The organism is Streptomyces sp. SID14515 (genome assembly GCF_010548505.1).
In the GTDB taxonomy this organism is placed as follows: Bacteria; Actinomycetota; Actinomycetes; order Streptomycetales; family Streptomycetaceae; genus Streptomyces; species Streptomyces caviscabies.
In genome coordinates, this window is sequence record NZ_JAAGMH010000107.1 from 37,219 (window position 1) to 50,526 (window position 13,308).

A 13,308-nucleotide genomic window follows, 5' to 3' on the forward strand; every position below is an offset into this window, starting at 1 on the left:
CCCGCGCCCGTGTCTCACCAGCGCGGGACCGTCGGTGTCACCCACTCCGGGTCGGCGATGCGCATCGCCGCCGCGTCGTCCCGCTCGCGGTGGGTCCCGTCGTCCTCCAGCCAGCGGCGGTGCAGGGCGGCGAGGCGGTCGCGGTCCAGTTCGACGCCGAGGCCGGGGGCGTCGGAGACGGGCAGCCGGCCGTCGGTGAAGGTGTGGCGCTCGGTGATGACGTCCTCGGTCTGCCAGGGGTAGTGGCTGTCGCAGGCGTACGCGAGGTCCGGCACGGTGGCGGCGACGTGGGTCATCGCGGCGAGGCTGATGCCGAGGTGGGTGTTGGAGTGCATGGACAGTCCGACGCCGAACGCGCGGCAGATGCCCGCCAGTTCCCGGGTGCGGTTGAGACCGCCCCAGTAGTGGTGGTCGCTCAGGACGATCTGGACGGCGTCGCGGGCGAAGGCGTCCGGGACCTCGGCGAGGGTGGTGACGCACATGTTGGTGGCGAGCGGGACGTCGGTGGACGCGGCGACGATGGCCATGCCGTCCGTGCCGCTGGTGGGGTCCTCCAGGTATTCGAGGACGTCCTTCAATTGGTCGGCGACGTACAGCGAGGTGGGTACGGACCAGGCGCCGTTCGGGTCCAGACGCAGCGGGCGGCCAGGGAACGCCTCGGCCAGGGCGCGGATCGCGGCGATCTCCCGGTCGGGCTCGAAGACGCCGCCCTTGAGCTTGAAGGAACCGAAGCCGTGGGCGTCGGCGAAGCGCCGGGCCTGGGCGACGACTCCGGCCGGGTCGAGCGCCGCGCCCCAGTCGTCGGCCTCGCCCGCGCCGGGGTGGGCGGCCCAGCGGTAGAAGAGATACGCGCTGTACTCGACGGTGTCGCGGACCTTGCCGCCGAGCAGGGCGTGCACCGGCAGGCCCTGCGCCGTGCCGAGGGCGTCCAGGCAGGCGACCTCGAAGGCGGAGACGACCGAGAGCCGGATCTTCTCGGCGTTCCTGACCCCGCGCAGTCCGCCGGCGTCGACCCGGCCGTCGGCCGCGCGCGCGTCCGGGCACACCTCATCGGCCAGGGCGAACAGCCCGTTCAGATCGGTGACCGCCCGGCCGGGCAGCGCCTCGGCCAGGGAACGTGCGGGTTCCAGATAGGCGCCGTCGCCGTACGTCTCCCCCACACCGGTCGCTCCGCCCCGGGTGACGACCTCCACGATCAGGCGCGGGGTGTAGGGCTGGTGGACGCCCTGGGTGTTCAGCAGGGGCGGGTCGGCCACGAGGATCGGGGTGAGCCGGACGTCTTCGATCACCAGAGCTGTATGCATACGTGAACTGTATTCAAGGATGAATATCACCGCCAGAGTCGCGACGGACTTCCCGTCCACCGGTTCCGGGGAGGCACTGGACGACATACCGACTGGTCGGCATCATGGTTTCCGATCGTTCCGTCGCCCCGGAGGTAGGCACCATGAGCTCAGTCCCCCCACCAGGTCTCGACCCGGAGCTGCTGCGTGCCCATCTCGACCGCGAGCGGCCGGGGCTGGTGAGCGGACCCCTCGAAGCGCGGCTGATCGAGGGCGGCCGCTCGAACCTGACGTACGTCGTCGGCGACGGGACGGGACAGTGGGTGGTGCGCAGACCTCCGCTCGGCCATGTGCTGGCCACCGCGCACGACATGACGCGCGAGCACCGCGTGATCAGCGGCCTGCACCCCACCGCCGTCCCGGTGCCGGAGCCCCTGCTGCTCTGCGAGGACGACTCGGTGATCGGCGCCCCGTTCTACGTGATGGAGTACGTCGAGGGCACCCCGTACCGCACCTCCGAGCAGCTCGCCCCGCTGGGCCCCGAGCGCACCAGGGCGGCGGTCCTCGGGCTCGTCGACACCCTGGTCGACCTGCACGCCGTGGATCCGGCCGCGGTCGGGCTCGGCGACTTCGGTCGTCCCGAGGGCTTCCTGGACCGGCAGCTGCGGCGCTGGGGCAAGCAGCTGGACGCCTCCCGCAACCGCGACCTGGCCGGCATCGACGAGCTGCACGCCTCCCTCGGCCGCGAACTGCCCTCCTCCCCCGCGCCGACCGTCGTCCACGGCGACTACCGCCTGGACAACGTGCTGCTCGGCTCCGACGACCGGATCAAAGCCGTCCTGGACTGGGAGATGTCCACGCTCGGCGATCCGCTGACCGACCTCGGGCTCCTCGTGATGTACAGCTCCGACCTCGGACTGCCGAAGTCGCCCGTCTCCACCACCAGCGGAGCGCCCGGGCACCCGTCCCCCGCCGAGCTGATCGAGCGTTACGCGGCCCGCTCGGGCCGGGACACCTCCGCCATCTCCTGGTACACCGCGTTCGCCTGGTTCAAGCTCGCCGTGATCCTGGAGGGCATCCACTACCGCTACACCCTCGGCCAGACGGTCGGCGCGGGCTTCGACCGGATCGGCGATCTGGTCCCCGTCTTCATCGAGCACGGCCTCACCACCCTCCAGGAAGGCTGAACCCCCATGGACTTCGCATTCGACGCCCGTACCGAGGAGCTGCGGAGCAGGCTGCTCGCGTTCATGGACGAGCATGTGTATCCGGCCGAGCAGGTCGCCGAGGAACAGCGGGCCCGGCTCGCCTCGCCGTGGGACACGCCTGCGGTGGTAGGCGAGCTGAAGGCCGAGGCCCGGCGGCAGGGGCTGTGGAACCTCTTCCTGCCGGACGCGGAGTACGGGGCCGGGCTGACGAACCTCCAGTACGCCCCGCTCGCGGAGATCACCGGACGCTCCCCGCATCTCGCGCCGACCGCGCTGAACTGCGCGGCCCCGGACACCGGGAACATGGAGGTGCTGTTCCAGTTCGCCACCGACGAGCAGAAGAAGCAGTGGCTGGAGCCGTTGCTCGCCGGGGAGATCCGCTCGGCGTTCGCGATGACGGAGCCGGACGTGGCCTCCTCGGACGCGACGAACATCGAGACGCGGATGATCCGCGATGGTGATGACTACGTCATTAACGGGCGTAAGTGGTACATCTCCGGGGCGATGAACCCGGACTGCGCGGTCTTCATCGTGATGGGCAAGACCGACCCGGACGGCGAGGACATCCGCCGCCAGCAGTCGATGATCCTGGTGCCGCGCGACACCCCGGGCCTCGAAGTGCGACGCGCCATGCAGGTGTACGGGTACGAGGACCACTCGCACGGCGGTCACGCCGAGGTGGTCTTCCACGACGTACGGGTGCCCGCGGCGAATCTGATCGGCGAGGAGGGCGGCGGTTTCGCCATCGCGCAGGCGCGGCTGGGTCCGGGCCGGATCCACCACTGCATGCGGCTGATCGGGATGGCGGAGCGGGCCATCGAGCTGATGTGCCGGCGCGCGGTGGCGCGTACGGCGTTCGGCAAGCCGCTCGCCCAGCAGGGCGTGGTGCAGAACTGGATCGCCGACGCCCGGGTCACGGTGGAGCAGCTGCGGCTGCTGGTGCTGAAGACGGCCTGGCTGATGGACACCGTGGGCAACAAGGGCGCGCACACCGAGATCCAGGCCATCAAGATCGCCACCCCGCGCGCGGTGGTGGACATCCTGGACTCCGCGGTGCAGCTGTACGGCGCGGGCGGGGTGAGCCAGGACTTCCCGCTGGCGGAGCTGTGGGCCTCGGCGCGGACGCTGCGGCTGGCGGACGGGCCGGACGAGGTGCACCAGCGGTCGCTGGCCCGGCGGGAGATCAAGCGGTACGTCTGACGGACGTGGTACGGCCCCCTCCCGAGGTGCTCGTCGGGAGGGGGCCGCGTCCTTACACGTACAGCATGCTCAGAAGGTGAGCTTCCAGCTGTCGATGTAGCCGGTGTCCTGTCGGGCCACGTCCTGGACGCGGAGCTTCCAGGAGCCGTTGGCCACCTCGCCGGCGGCGTTGACCGTGTACGTCGTGATGACGTTGTCGGCCGAGTCGCCGCTGCTGGAGTTCTTCAGCCGGTACGCGCTGCCGTCGGGCGCCAGCAGATCGACGACCAGGTCGCCGCGCCAGGTGTGCTTGATGTCGACGCCCACCTGAAGGGCGGCCGGGGCGTTGCCCGTCCGTCCGGTGACCGCGATCGACGAGGTCACCGCGGCTCCCGCGTCCGGGATGGCGACATCGTCGGTGTTGCTGAACACGCCCTCGCCGGTGGGCGGTTCGCCGCTGCCGGATGACAGGGTCCAGATCGCGTGGGCGGCGGCGTCGCTGTTGCGGTCCAGGGCGGTGTCGTTGATGTTGCTCAGGCTGTCGCAGGACGAGTGGTAGCAGCGGTCGAAGGCCTGCCCCGCGGTCCCGCCCCACTTCTGCGCCTGGGCGGCGGACTTGGTGTAGCCCGCGCCGGTGAAGAGTCCGCCGACGGGGACGCCGACGTTCTTGAACGGCGCGTGGTCGGAGCGGCCGTCGCCCTCGGTCTCGATCTCGGTGGGGATGTTCAGGCCCGCGAAGTAGTCCTTGAAGGTCTTCTCGATGACCGGGTCGTCGTCGTAGACGAAGTAGCCGGCGTTGGGCGAGCCGATCATGTCGAAGTTGAGGTAGCCGGAGAGCTTGGAACGCTCGGCGGACGGCAGGTTGTTGACGTAGTACTTCGAGCCGATCAGCCCCAGCTCCTCCGCGCCCCACCAGGCGAACCGCAGGTGCTTGTCGGGCTGGTACTGGGCGCGGGAGACGGCGAGGGCGGTCTCCAGCACGGCGGCCGAGCCGGAGCCGTTGTCGTTGATGCCGGCGCCGGAGGAGACCGAGTCGAGGTGGGCCCCGGCCATCAGGACCTTGTTCGGGTCGCCGCCGGGCCAGTCGGCTATCAGGTTGTAGCCGGTGGCGCCGCTGGAGGTGAACTGCTGGAGCGTGGTGGTGAATCCGGCCGCGTCGAGCTTGGCCTTCACATAGTCGACGGACGCCTTGTAGCCGGGGCGGCCGTGGGCGCGGTTGCCGCCGTTGTTCGCGGCGATCGTCGAGAGCTGGGTGAGGTGGGCCTTGACGTTGGCCAGAGGGATGTCGGGCGCCGCGGCGGCGGCCGCCTCCGGGGTCGGCGCCCCGGCGGCCTGGGCGGCCGGTGCCGCGGCTCCGAGGGCGACGGCGAGGGCGACGGCCGCGACGGCCGCCGGGGATCTGCGCAGGGTGAAACGGTTCGGTCTCATTCACGGGCTCCGGATTCCGTTGGGGACTGACGGAACGTGCGGGGGGTCCCCGGCCGCATGGTGATCCGGCCGGGTCCTGGAGCATGGGCCCGGACAAGGGGCCCAGAGGTGCGCAATGCGTGACCGATGCTCAAGGAAGTGACCGTGCTCCGTCAAGAGCGGAAACCGGACAGAACCGTTCTATTAACGAACAGCTCCGTGCCCGTGAACCCTGGCGCCTCATCGGGAGGCAGGACATACGTCATACATCCAGACTCACCCCGACCGGCGGAGCGGGCCAGTGGATCGCTCCGGCTCCGCCCCGCCCGTACCTCCGCGCCTACGGGCGCAGGGCCCGCAGCAGCAGGTCCGCGAGGTGGTCGGCGACCTCCTGGCGGCTGAGCGGGCCGTCCGGGCGGTACCAGGTGGAGAGGTGGTGGACCGAGCCGAAGTGGTAGTCGACGACCAGGTCGGCGGGGGTGGCCGAGGAGAAGACGCCGCCGCGCTGGCCCTCCTCGATCAGGGCCCGGAAGCGCTCGTGGTAGCGGCGGCGCTCGACGCGCACCTGCTTGTTCTTCTCGGGGCTCAGGTGGTGCATGGAGCGGAAGAAGATCGCCGCGTCGTCCAGGTTGTCGATGGTCGTGACGACCACGTCGGCCGCCGCGTCGCGCAGCCGCTGCTCGACGGGCGCCTCGGCGTCCGCGAAGGCGTCCAGGCGCTCCTGCTGGAGCCGCAGCACCCGGGCGTAGACCTCCTGGAGCAGGTCCTCCTTGGAGCCGAAGTAGTGGTAGAGCGCCCCCTTGGTGACGCCCGCCGCCTCGACGATCTCCTGGACCGAGGTGCGGTCGTACCCGCGCTCGGCGAAGAGCCGGGTGGCGGCGGCCAGCAGCCTCTGAGGGACGGGAGTGCCGTTCTGATCCGTCGCCTTGGCCATGAGCCGCCACCTTCCTTTCGTACTGTGCGTGTGCTGTTTCGACGCCGTTCTAACGGTGGGAACGCAGTTCCCGCCTGAGGATCTTCCCACTCGCCGTCTTCGGCAGCTCGGTCAGGATCTCCACCTCGCGCGGATACTTGTACGCGGCGAGCCGTTCCTTGCAGTAGGCGCCCAGCTCGCCGGGCTCCACGGAGGCCCCCGGACGCAGGCTCACATAGGCCCGGACCGTCTCCCCCCGGTACGCGTCGGGCACGCCCACGACGGCCGCCTCGCGCACCGCCGGGTGGGTGTAGAGGACATCCTCCACCTCGCGGGGCCAGACCTTGAACCCGGAGGCGTTGATCATGTCCTTCTTGCGGTCGACGACGTACAGCCAGCCCGCCGCGTCCATGAACCCGATGTCGCCGGTGCGCAGCTCGCCGTCGGGGAAGGCGGCGGCGGTGGCCTCGGGGAGGTTCCAGTAGCCGGAGACGACCTGGGGGCCGCGCACCGCGATCTCGCCCTGTTCCCCGAAGGGCACCTCCCGTCCCTCCTCGTCGAGGATCCGTACGACGGTGTCGGGTCCGGGCACGCCGACGGAGAGGGTGCCAGAGACCGGGTCGACGGGGGCCTCCCGCTCGGGCGGGACCGAGGCGCAGGGGGCGGTGCACTCGGTGAGCCCGTAGCCGTTGCGGATGTACGGGCCGAAGCCCGCGCGGAACTTCTCCACGAGCGCGGGCGGCAGGGGCGCGCCGCCGGAGGAGATCACCCGGAACGAGGCGAAGTGGTCCGGGGTGGCGTCCGGGTGGGCGGCCAGGGCCATGAAGGCGGTGGACGGGCCGACGGTGTAGGCGGGGCGGTGGGCGGCGAAGGCCTCCAGGACGACGCCCGCCTCGAAGCGGTAGGCCAGGACGAGGGTGCCCGCGTTGGCGACGCAGGCGGCGAGCTGGCAGACCATGCCGGTGATGTGGAAGAGCGGGGCGAGCGCGAAGTAGGCGGAGCCCTCGGCGATCGGATGGCCGGTGCGCTGGCGTTCGGCGTTGACCATGATGTTGCCGTGGGCGTTCATCGCGCCCTTGGGGGTGCCGCTGGTGCCGGAGGTGTAGCTGATCAGCGCCGTGTCGGCGGCGGTGAGCTCCCGGTCCGCCGGGGCCTGGTGCCCGGCGCGGGCGGCGGTCAGCAGGTCGTCCGCGAGGTCGTCGGGGCCGGGGGCGGGGAGCCGTGCGAAGCCGAGGACGCGGGGGTCGTTCACGCTCTGGAGGTCCAGCTCGCAGGCGGTGAGGGCGATGGTGAGGTCCGGGGCGGCCGCCGCGGTGTCCCGGAGATACGCCTCCCACGCCCGGTCCGCACAGATCAGCGCGGTGACCTGGGCGTCCTTGAGTACGTGGCCGACCTCGCCGGACTTGTACATCGGGTTGAGCGGAACGACGGTGGCCCCCGCCTTCCACGCGCCGAGCAGGGCGAGGACGAAGTGCGGGCTGTTCTGGAGCATGATCGCGACCCGGTCGCCCCGGCGCAGTCCCCGGGCGGCGAGGTGCCCGGCCACCGAGTCGGACAGCTCGTCGGTCTCGCGGTAGCTCAGCCGGCCGTCGAAGTAGGCCAGGGCCGGGCGGTCCGGGGCCCGTTCCACGGCTGCCCGCCAGGCGTGCAGCACGGTCGCGGGCGGGGTGACGGGGGCGCGCTGGGCGTCGCTGAGCAGGGCGAGCCACGGCTGGGCCGCATAGATGGAACCGGTGGCGGCCGGGGCGGCGGAGGTCGAGGCGGCGGAGTCCACGGGCCCGGAGGCCGCGGGCCCGGGGTTCGGGTCGCTCATGCGCCGCTCGCCTCCCACTTCTGCTGGAGGCGGTTCATATTGCCCAGCCACCGGTCCGGATCGGCGGCGCGGGCCTGGTAGTAGCCGGCCACCTCCGGGTGCGGCAGGACCAGGAAGCGGTCGGCGTCCATCGCCTCGAACAGGGCGTCGGCGACGGCGTCCGGCTCGATGGCGCCGGGGGCGAGGACCAGCTCGCCGGCCGAACCGGCGGCGGTGAGCATGTCGGTGCGGACGCCCTGCGGGCAGATCGCGTGGACCTTGACGCCGCGGTGGCGGTAGGTGAGCGAGAGCCACTCGGCGAAGGCGACCGCCCCGTGCTTGGTGACGCTGTACGGGGCCGCGCCGATCATCGTCAGCAGCCCGGCGGCGGAGGCGGTGGTGACGAACCGGCCGCTGCCGCGCTCCAGCCACTCCGGCAGCAGCGCCCTGGCCGCGCGGACGTGGGCCATCACATTGACGTCCCAGGCGGCGGCCCAGACCTCCTCGTCGGCGAACGCGTCGCCGGGCGAGGCCAGGCCCGCGTTGGCGCAGTAGACGTCCACCGTGCCGTCCAGCGCCTGGCGGGCCGCATCCACGATGCCCGAGGCGTCCCCGGCGACGGCGAAGCCGCCGATCTCCTTCGCGAGCGGCTCGATCCGGGCGAGGTCCAGGTCGTTGACGACGACCCGCGCTCCCCCGGCGGCGAACCTGCGGGCCAGAGCGGCTCCGATACCGCCTCCGGCCCCTGTGACCACTACGCCGGCGCCCTGCACCGTACCCATCGTCATCCCGCCTTTCCCATCCGGCTGCACCGGCAGACTAACCGGTCGGTATGTGATCGGGGAAGGGCCGGGAACGGACCGGACGGGGGCCGGGAGTGGACCGGGAGGAGGTCGGGGAGGAGGTCGGGGACCGGCTCGGGGAATCGGCGCGGCCCAGGTCGTTCCGTGCGGCCCCGGCCCGCGCTAGCGTGCGTGGCCATGACAGTCGGCGCGATCATGGAGGTAGCGGAATGAGCCTGTCCCGACGTGGTTTGCTGGCCGCGGGAGGCGCCGTGGGAGCGCTCGCGGCGACGGCGGCCGGCACCGGTCCCGCCGCCGCCTCGACCGGCGCCGGGCGCGGCTCCGGGCCCGGGCGGGGCCGGGTGCGTACCGGCTTCGACCGGCTGGCGGCCGACGGCTACCGGCTGCTGCGGGGCCAGAAGGTCGGCATCGTCACCAACCCGACCGGCGTCACCGCCGACGTGCGGCACATCGTCGACGTGATGCACCCGGACTCACGGGTGAACCTGACCGCCGTCTTCGGCCCCGAGCACGGCTTCCGGGGCACCGCGCAGGCGGGCGGCTCCGAGGGTCGCTACGACGACCCGGCGACCGGGCTGCCGGTCTACGACACGTACCTCAAGAGCGGCCAGGACCTCGCGGACGTCTTCACCGCCTCGGGCGTGGACACCGTCGTCTTCGACATCCAGGACGCGGGCGCCCGCTTCTACACGTACATCTGGACGCTGTACGACTGCATGGAGGCGGCCGCGCTCGCGGGCAAACGCCTGGTGGTGCTGGACCGGCCGAACCCGGTGACCGGGCGGGCCGCGCTCGGGCCGGTGCTGGACCCGGCGTTCGCCACGTTCGTCGGCCGCCGGGAGATCGCCCAGGCGCACGGGATGACGGTGGCGGAGCTGGCGCTGTTCTTCAACGCGGAGTTCCTGCACGAGAATCCGGTGCGGCTGGACGTGGTGACGATGTCGGGGTGGCGGCGCTCGGACTTCTTCGACGCCACCGGGCTGCCGTGGGTGCCGCCGAGCCCGAACATGCCGACGCCCGAGACGGCTCTCGTCTACTCCGGCACCTGTCTCTTCGAGGGCACCAACCTCTCCGAGGGCCGGGGCACCACCCGCCCCTTCGAACTCCTCGGCGCGGAGGGCGTCGACCGCGGCTGGGCGGCCGCCGCGAACGCGCTGGAGCTGCCGGGGGTGGCCTTCCGCGAGGCGTACTTCGCGCCGGTGTTCTCCAAGTTCGAGGGGAAGACCGTGGGCGGGGTGCAGGTGCACGTCCAGGACCGGGAGGTCTTCGACCCGGTCCGCACCGGGATCGCCCTGCTGGTGACGGCGAAGCAGACCTGGAGCGGTTTCGCCTGGCGGCCGGACAACTGGATCGACAAGCTCACCGGGAACACCCGGGTCCGCACGATGATCGACGCGGGCGCGAACACCGACGAGGTCGTACGGGCGTGGCAGCGGGACCTGTCGGCGTTCCGGGCGAAGCGGCGCAGGTATCTGCGGTACGAGGGGTAGTGCCGACGGACCGGACCCGGTCGGAGCACGCCGTCACGAAGCCGACGGCGCGCTCACCGTCACAGATCAGCCGGGTCCGGGCGCGGTCGGGATGCGCGGGGGCCTCGGCCGGGGACGGTGCGGCCGGGGCGGCGAACCCGCGCTGCTCGGGTGCGACTTCCGGCCGACAGACGTCGAGCACAGCGTCGGCGGCGATCTCTTCCAGGCGCAGGCGAGCCGTCGTCATGGGGGCCCGAGCGCACGGGACCGTGCCGCCGCCATCGGTTTCCGCCACCCGCGCGAGGCCCGTACGCCCTCGCACCACCCGCCCGTGCGCCGCTCCGCTTCCACCCGTGGCACCCGGTCCCACATGGGGCGTCTCGGCCAATGGACGGATTTCATCTTTCGATGGAGCCGAAACGGGCAGGCGTACGTCCATTCCTTGACGTCCAAGGACGAGCGACGGAGGTGGCGGTGTCATGGCCGGTTTCCGGAGTCTTGCGAGACAGGTACGCGATCCGCTGGGTGATCTGGCCCTGCGGCGGTATTCCCTGCGCAAGTGTTTGGAGAGGTTCGCCCCGTACGGGCACCGGGCGACCTGGGACCATCTGTGCGCCCGGCACGGGATCGATCCCGAGGACCGGGAGCCCGATCCGGCGCGCCTGCTGCGCGCGCTGGACGAACTGGAGGAGGCGCGGGCCGTCTGGCTCGCGTACGAGGCGGGGTTCGCCGAGCGGCGGCGGCGCGAGAAGCACGCCGGGCTGCGGCGGCCCGGCGCGTTCGACGACTGGCACCGCCGCACCTGGGGCGGTCACGGGGTGGCCCGCTGCACCGACCCGGGCATCCATCCGACCGAGCCGCTCGCCGAGGTCCTGCGCCGGCTGATCGCGGCTCTCGGCGCCGGCCCCGGCTCCGCCTGCCCGGTCTGCGCGGGCACCGGCATCGAGTGGCGGCAGGAGCGGGGCGACGAGCCGTGGGCGGGTCCGGTGTGCACGGGCTGCGGGATCGTGGTGCCGCGGCCCGCGCTGACCGACCGCACGCTGGCCAGGGCCCGGCTGCCACGACACCGGAGGCCGGCCGTGCAGGCGGCGTGAGGTCCGGGCATCGCGGCGCGCACGTTCACCCGGGCGTGCGCAGCCGATCACCCGGTCAGGAGGGCTGCTTGCGCTCGGGCATCAGACGGGAGCCGGTGATCCGCTCGCCGTTGATGTCGTCGGGATTGGAGAGCACACAGGTCTCCAGCGACAGACAGCCGCATCCGATGCAGTCGCTCAAATGGTCGCGCAAGCGGTGCAACTGCGTGATGCGCTCGTCCAGTTCCTTGCGCCAGGCCTCGGAGAGACGGGCCCAGTCCTCGTGGGTGGGCGTGCGCTCCTCGGGCAGTTCGGCGAGTGCTTCCCGGATCGTGGCCAGCGGGATGCCGACGCGCTGGGCCGCCCGGACGAAGGCGACCCGGCGCAGCGCGTCCCGCGAGTAGCGGCGCTGGTTGCCGCTGGTGCGGGTGCTGGTGATCAGGCCCTTGGACTCGTAGAAGTGCAGGGCCGAGACGGCGGCGCCGCTGCGCGCCGAGAGCTGGCCGACCGAGAGTTCGTGGAGTGTCTGTGGGATCTGTGGCACCCCTCAAACCTACTGCCATGTCGTTGACAGGAACGCGCCGCACGACAATGCTGAGCAAGCGCTTAGACATCGCGCGGACAGCGCGTCGAGCCGGAAGGCAGGGACCGGGAACATGGCAGAGCCGAGGATCTTCACGTCCGCGCAGGAGCTGCGGGACGGAGTGGGCGAGCAGCTGGGACACAGCGACTGGCTGGAGATCGAACAGAAGAGGATCGACGGTTTCGCCGAGGCGACCGGCGACCACCAGTGGATCCATGTGGACCCGGAGCGGGCGAAGGACGGGCCGTTCGGCACGACCATCGCGCACGGTTATCTGACGCTCTCGCTGCTGCCCGCGCTGGTGCCGCAGGTGATGCGGGTCGAGGGCATGAAGATGGGCATCAACTACGGGACCAACAAGGTCCGCTTCCCCTCGACCGTCCCGGTCGGCTCGCGGCTGCGGGCCACGGCGGTGCTCCGCGATGTCGAGGAGGTGGGCGGCGGCGTGCAGGTCACGGCGGTCGTCACGGTCGAGCGCGAGGGCAGCGAGAAGCCGGCCTGTGTCGCCGAGTCGGTGTCCCGCTACTACTTCTGAACCCGCCCCACCGCGCCTGGACCCGCCGGGCCGACTCCGAACCCGCCGGGGCTACTTCCGGACCTGCCCGGCCTTGACCATCCGCAGCACGAGGTCGGCGTACAGCTCGCCGACCTCGTCGGGCGTGCGGCTGCCCTGGGCGTTGAACCAGCGGGCCACGTCGATGCAGAGCGACAGCACCGCGAGCGTGGTGCCGGGGATGTCGGGGACGTCGAACTCGCCGTCCCGCACCCCTTCGCTGATGATCCGGCGCACTACCGCGTCGCTCCTGCGCCGCAGGGCGACGATCTCGGTGCGGTGCTCCTCGCCGAGGGCGTCGAGCTCGTACTGCACGACCCGGGCGGTGGTGTGCCGCTCCGCGTGCCAGCGGACGAAGGAGCGGACGGCTCCGGCGAGCCGTTCGGCGGCCGTGCCGTCCCGATCGGCCTCGGCGTCCAGGACGTGCAGCGCCCGCTCGTGGCCGATCTTGCTGATCCGGTGGAGCAGCTCTTCCTTGGTCTTGTAGTGGATGTAGAGCGCGGCCGGGCTCATCCCGGCCCGGCCGGCGATGTCACGGGTGGTGGTCGCGTGGTACCCGCGCTCGGCGAAGGCGTCCACGGCGGCGACGAGGAGCCGCCTGGCCGCCTCGGGAGTGACCTCGCCCCACGGCGCGTCCTCGCCGCTCGTCTCCTCCACCGCACTCATCGCCCAAGGCCCCTCTCCGTCAGCAGGACGCACACCATACCCCGAACCTGAGCAAGCGCTTAGGGGTCGGCCCGCCGATCGCGCCGGGTCAGAGCTTCTGGAAGGGGTCGTGCTCGGCGAGGATCTTCTCCAGCCGGGCCTGGTCGACCCGGCTGTGGATCTGCCCGGCCTCCTGACGGTCCCGGATCACCTTGGCGAGCGTGAAGCAGGACGTGACGAGGTAGAGCACGCCGATGGCGAGGAAGCCGCGCACCCAGGCGTCGGCGTCGAGGAAGAAGATACCGAAGGCGACCGCGGCGATCGCCACCATGAAGGAGGCGACGGCCTGCATGTAGAAGGCCGCGGTGCTCTGCTGCTTGACCGATGTCGTGTCACTCAT

13 protein-coding genes are annotated in these 13,308 nt (G+C 71.7%); 5 read left to right on the forward strand and 8 right to left on the reverse strand.

Annotated elements, in window-relative coordinates; genetic code table 11:
- Nucleotides 1–14 precede the first annotated feature (14 nt).
- Complete coding sequence (locus G3I54_RS24340; protein ID WP_164617030.1) at nt 15–1,304, reverse strand: enolase C-terminal domain-like protein; 1,290 nt, start codon at nt 1,302–1,304, stop codon at nt 15–17.
- A 143-nt stretch (nt 1,305–1,447) separates the two neighbouring features.
- Between G3I54_RS24340 and G3I54_RS24345 the strand changes: the two genes are divergently transcribed.
- Both G3I54_RS24345 and G3I54_RS24350 read left to right on the forward strand, forming a co-directional pair.
- Nucleotides 1,448–2,470 (forward strand): phosphotransferase family protein, encoded by a 1,023-nt coding sequence (locus tag G3I54_RS24345; protein WP_164617032.1) that lies wholly within the window; start codon nt 1,448–1,450, stop codon nt 2,468–2,470.
- 6 nt (nt 2,471–2,476) lie between these two features.
- Nucleotides 2,477–3,691 carry an acyl-CoA dehydrogenase family protein gene (locus tag G3I54_RS24350; RefSeq protein ID WP_164617034.1) on the forward strand — a complete coding sequence of 405 codons (1,215 nt, stop codon included), beginning with the start codon at nt 2,477–2,479 and terminating at the stop codon, nt 3,689–3,691.
- Nucleotides 3,692–3,760: 69 nt separating this feature from the next.
- On the opposite strand, the gene G3I54_RS24355 is transcribed toward G3I54_RS24350, so the two are convergent.
- From G3I54_RS24355 to G3I54_RS24370, 4 genes are all read right to left on the reverse strand, one after another.
- Nucleotides 3,761–5,098 carry a M28 family metallopeptidase gene (locus tag G3I54_RS24355; RefSeq protein ID WP_164617036.1) on the reverse strand — a complete coding sequence of 446 codons (1,338 nt, stop codon included), beginning with the start codon at nt 5,096–5,098 and terminating at the stop codon, nt 3,761–3,763.
- A 319-nt stretch (nt 5,099–5,417) separates the two neighbouring features.
- Nucleotides 5,418–6,011, reverse strand: a complete 594-nt coding sequence (locus G3I54_RS24360; protein WP_103511748.1) for a TetR/AcrR family transcriptional regulator — start codon at nt 6,009–6,011, stop codon at nt 5,418–5,420.
- Nucleotides 6,012–6,060: 49 nt separating this feature from the next.
- Nucleotides 6,061–7,803 (reverse strand): AMP-binding protein, encoded by a 1,743-nt coding sequence (locus tag G3I54_RS24365; RefSeq protein ID WP_203687106.1) that lies wholly within the window; start codon nt 7,801–7,803, stop codon nt 6,061–6,063.
- A complete protein-coding gene (locus G3I54_RS24370; protein ID WP_164617038.1) occupies nt 7,800–8,570 on the reverse strand; it encodes an SDR family NAD(P)-dependent oxidoreductase in 771 nt (256 codons plus the stop codon). The genes G3I54_RS24365 and G3I54_RS24370 overlap by 4 nt, the downstream gene beginning before the upstream one ends.
- A gap of 224 nt (nt 8,571–8,794) precedes the next feature.
- Between G3I54_RS24370 and G3I54_RS24375 the strand changes: the two genes are divergently transcribed.
- Nucleotides 8,795–10,075 carry a DUF1343 domain-containing protein gene (locus tag G3I54_RS24375; protein WP_164617040.1) on the forward strand — a complete coding sequence of 427 codons (1,281 nt, stop codon included), beginning with the start codon at nt 8,795–8,797 and terminating at the stop codon, nt 10,073–10,075.
- A gap of 458 nt (nt 10,076–10,533) precedes the next feature.
- On the forward strand, nt 10,534–11,148 hold the full coding sequence (locus G3I54_RS24380) for a hypothetical protein (RefSeq protein WP_164617041.1): 615 nt from the start codon (nt 10,534–10,536) through the stop codon (nt 11,146–11,148).
- Between the two features lie 55 nt (nt 11,149–11,203).
- On the opposite strand, the gene soxR is transcribed toward G3I54_RS24380, so the two are convergent.
- Complete coding sequence (gene soxR, locus G3I54_RS24385; protein ID WP_164617043.1) at nt 11,204–11,671, reverse strand: redox-sensitive transcriptional activator SoxR; 468 nt, start codon at nt 11,669–11,671, stop codon at nt 11,204–11,206.
- A gap of 112 nt (nt 11,672–11,783) precedes the next feature.
- Here soxR and G3I54_RS24390 point away from each other — a divergent pair, with 112 nt between their 5' ends.
- Nucleotides 11,784–12,245, forward strand: a complete 462-nt coding sequence (locus G3I54_RS24390; RefSeq protein ID WP_164617046.1) for a MaoC family dehydratase — start codon at nt 11,784–11,786, stop codon at nt 12,243–12,245.
- 51 nt (nt 12,246–12,296) lie between these two features.
- Here the strand turns inward: G3I54_RS24390 and G3I54_RS24395 are convergent, their stop codons facing one another.
- Nucleotides 12,297–12,929 (reverse strand): TetR/AcrR family transcriptional regulator, encoded by a 633-nt coding sequence (locus G3I54_RS24395; RefSeq protein WP_164617048.1) that lies wholly within the window; start codon nt 12,927–12,929, stop codon nt 12,297–12,299.
- A gap of 88 nt (nt 12,930–13,017) precedes the next feature.
- Nucleotides 13,018–13,308 carry a YiaA/YiaB family inner membrane protein gene (locus tag G3I54_RS24400; protein WP_007448725.1) on the reverse strand — a complete coding sequence of 97 codons (291 nt, stop codon included), beginning with the start codon at nt 13,306–13,308 and terminating at the stop codon, nt 13,018–13,020.

Bases quoted from the DNA above. Each gene is read 5' to 3' on its own strand.
- G3I54_RS24340 (WP_164617030.1), bottom strand. From the start codon at position 1,304: ATGCATACAGCTCTGGTGATCGAAGACGTCCGGCTCACCCCGATCCTC.
- G3I54_RS24380 (WP_164617041.1), top strand. From the start codon at position 10,534: ATGGCCGGTTTCCGGAGTCTTGCGAGACAGGTACGCGATCCGCTGGGT.
- G3I54_RS24350 (WP_164617034.1), top strand. From the start codon at position 2,477: ATGGACTTCGCATTCGACGCCCGTACCGAGGAGCTGCGGAGCAGGCTG.
- G3I54_RS24370 (WP_164617038.1), bottom strand. From the start codon at position 8,570: ATGACGATGGGTACGGTGCAGGGCGCCGGCGTAGTGGTCACAGGGGCC.
- G3I54_RS24395 (WP_164617048.1), bottom strand. From the start codon at position 12,929: ATGAGTGCGGTGGAGGAGACGAGCGGCGAGGACGCGCCGTGGGGCGAG.
- G3I54_RS24345 (WP_164617032.1), top strand. From the start codon at position 1,448: ATGAGCTCAGTCCCCCCACCAGGTCTCGACCCGGAGCTGCTGCGTGCC.
- G3I54_RS24360 (WP_103511748.1), bottom strand. From the start codon at position 6,011: ATGGCCAAGGCGACGGATCAGAACGGCACTCCCGTCCCTCAGAGGCTG.
- G3I54_RS24375 (WP_164617040.1), top strand. From the start codon at position 8,795: ATGAGCCTGTCCCGACGTGGTTTGCTGGCCGCGGGAGGCGCCGTGGGA.
- G3I54_RS24400 (WP_007448725.1), bottom strand. From the start codon at position 13,308: ATGAGTGACACGACATCGGTCAAGCAGCAGAGCACCGCGGCCTTCTAC.
- G3I54_RS24390 (WP_164617046.1), top strand. From the start codon at position 11,784: ATGGCAGAGCCGAGGATCTTCACGTCCGCGCAGGAGCTGCGGGACGGA.
- G3I54_RS24355 (WP_164617036.1), bottom strand. From the start codon at position 5,098: ATGAGACCGAACCGTTTCACCCTGCGCAGATCCCCGGCGGCCGTCGCG.
- G3I54_RS24365 (WP_203687106.1), bottom strand. From the start codon at position 7,803: ATGAGCGACCCGAACCCCGGGCCCGCGGCCTCCGGGCCCGTGGACTCC.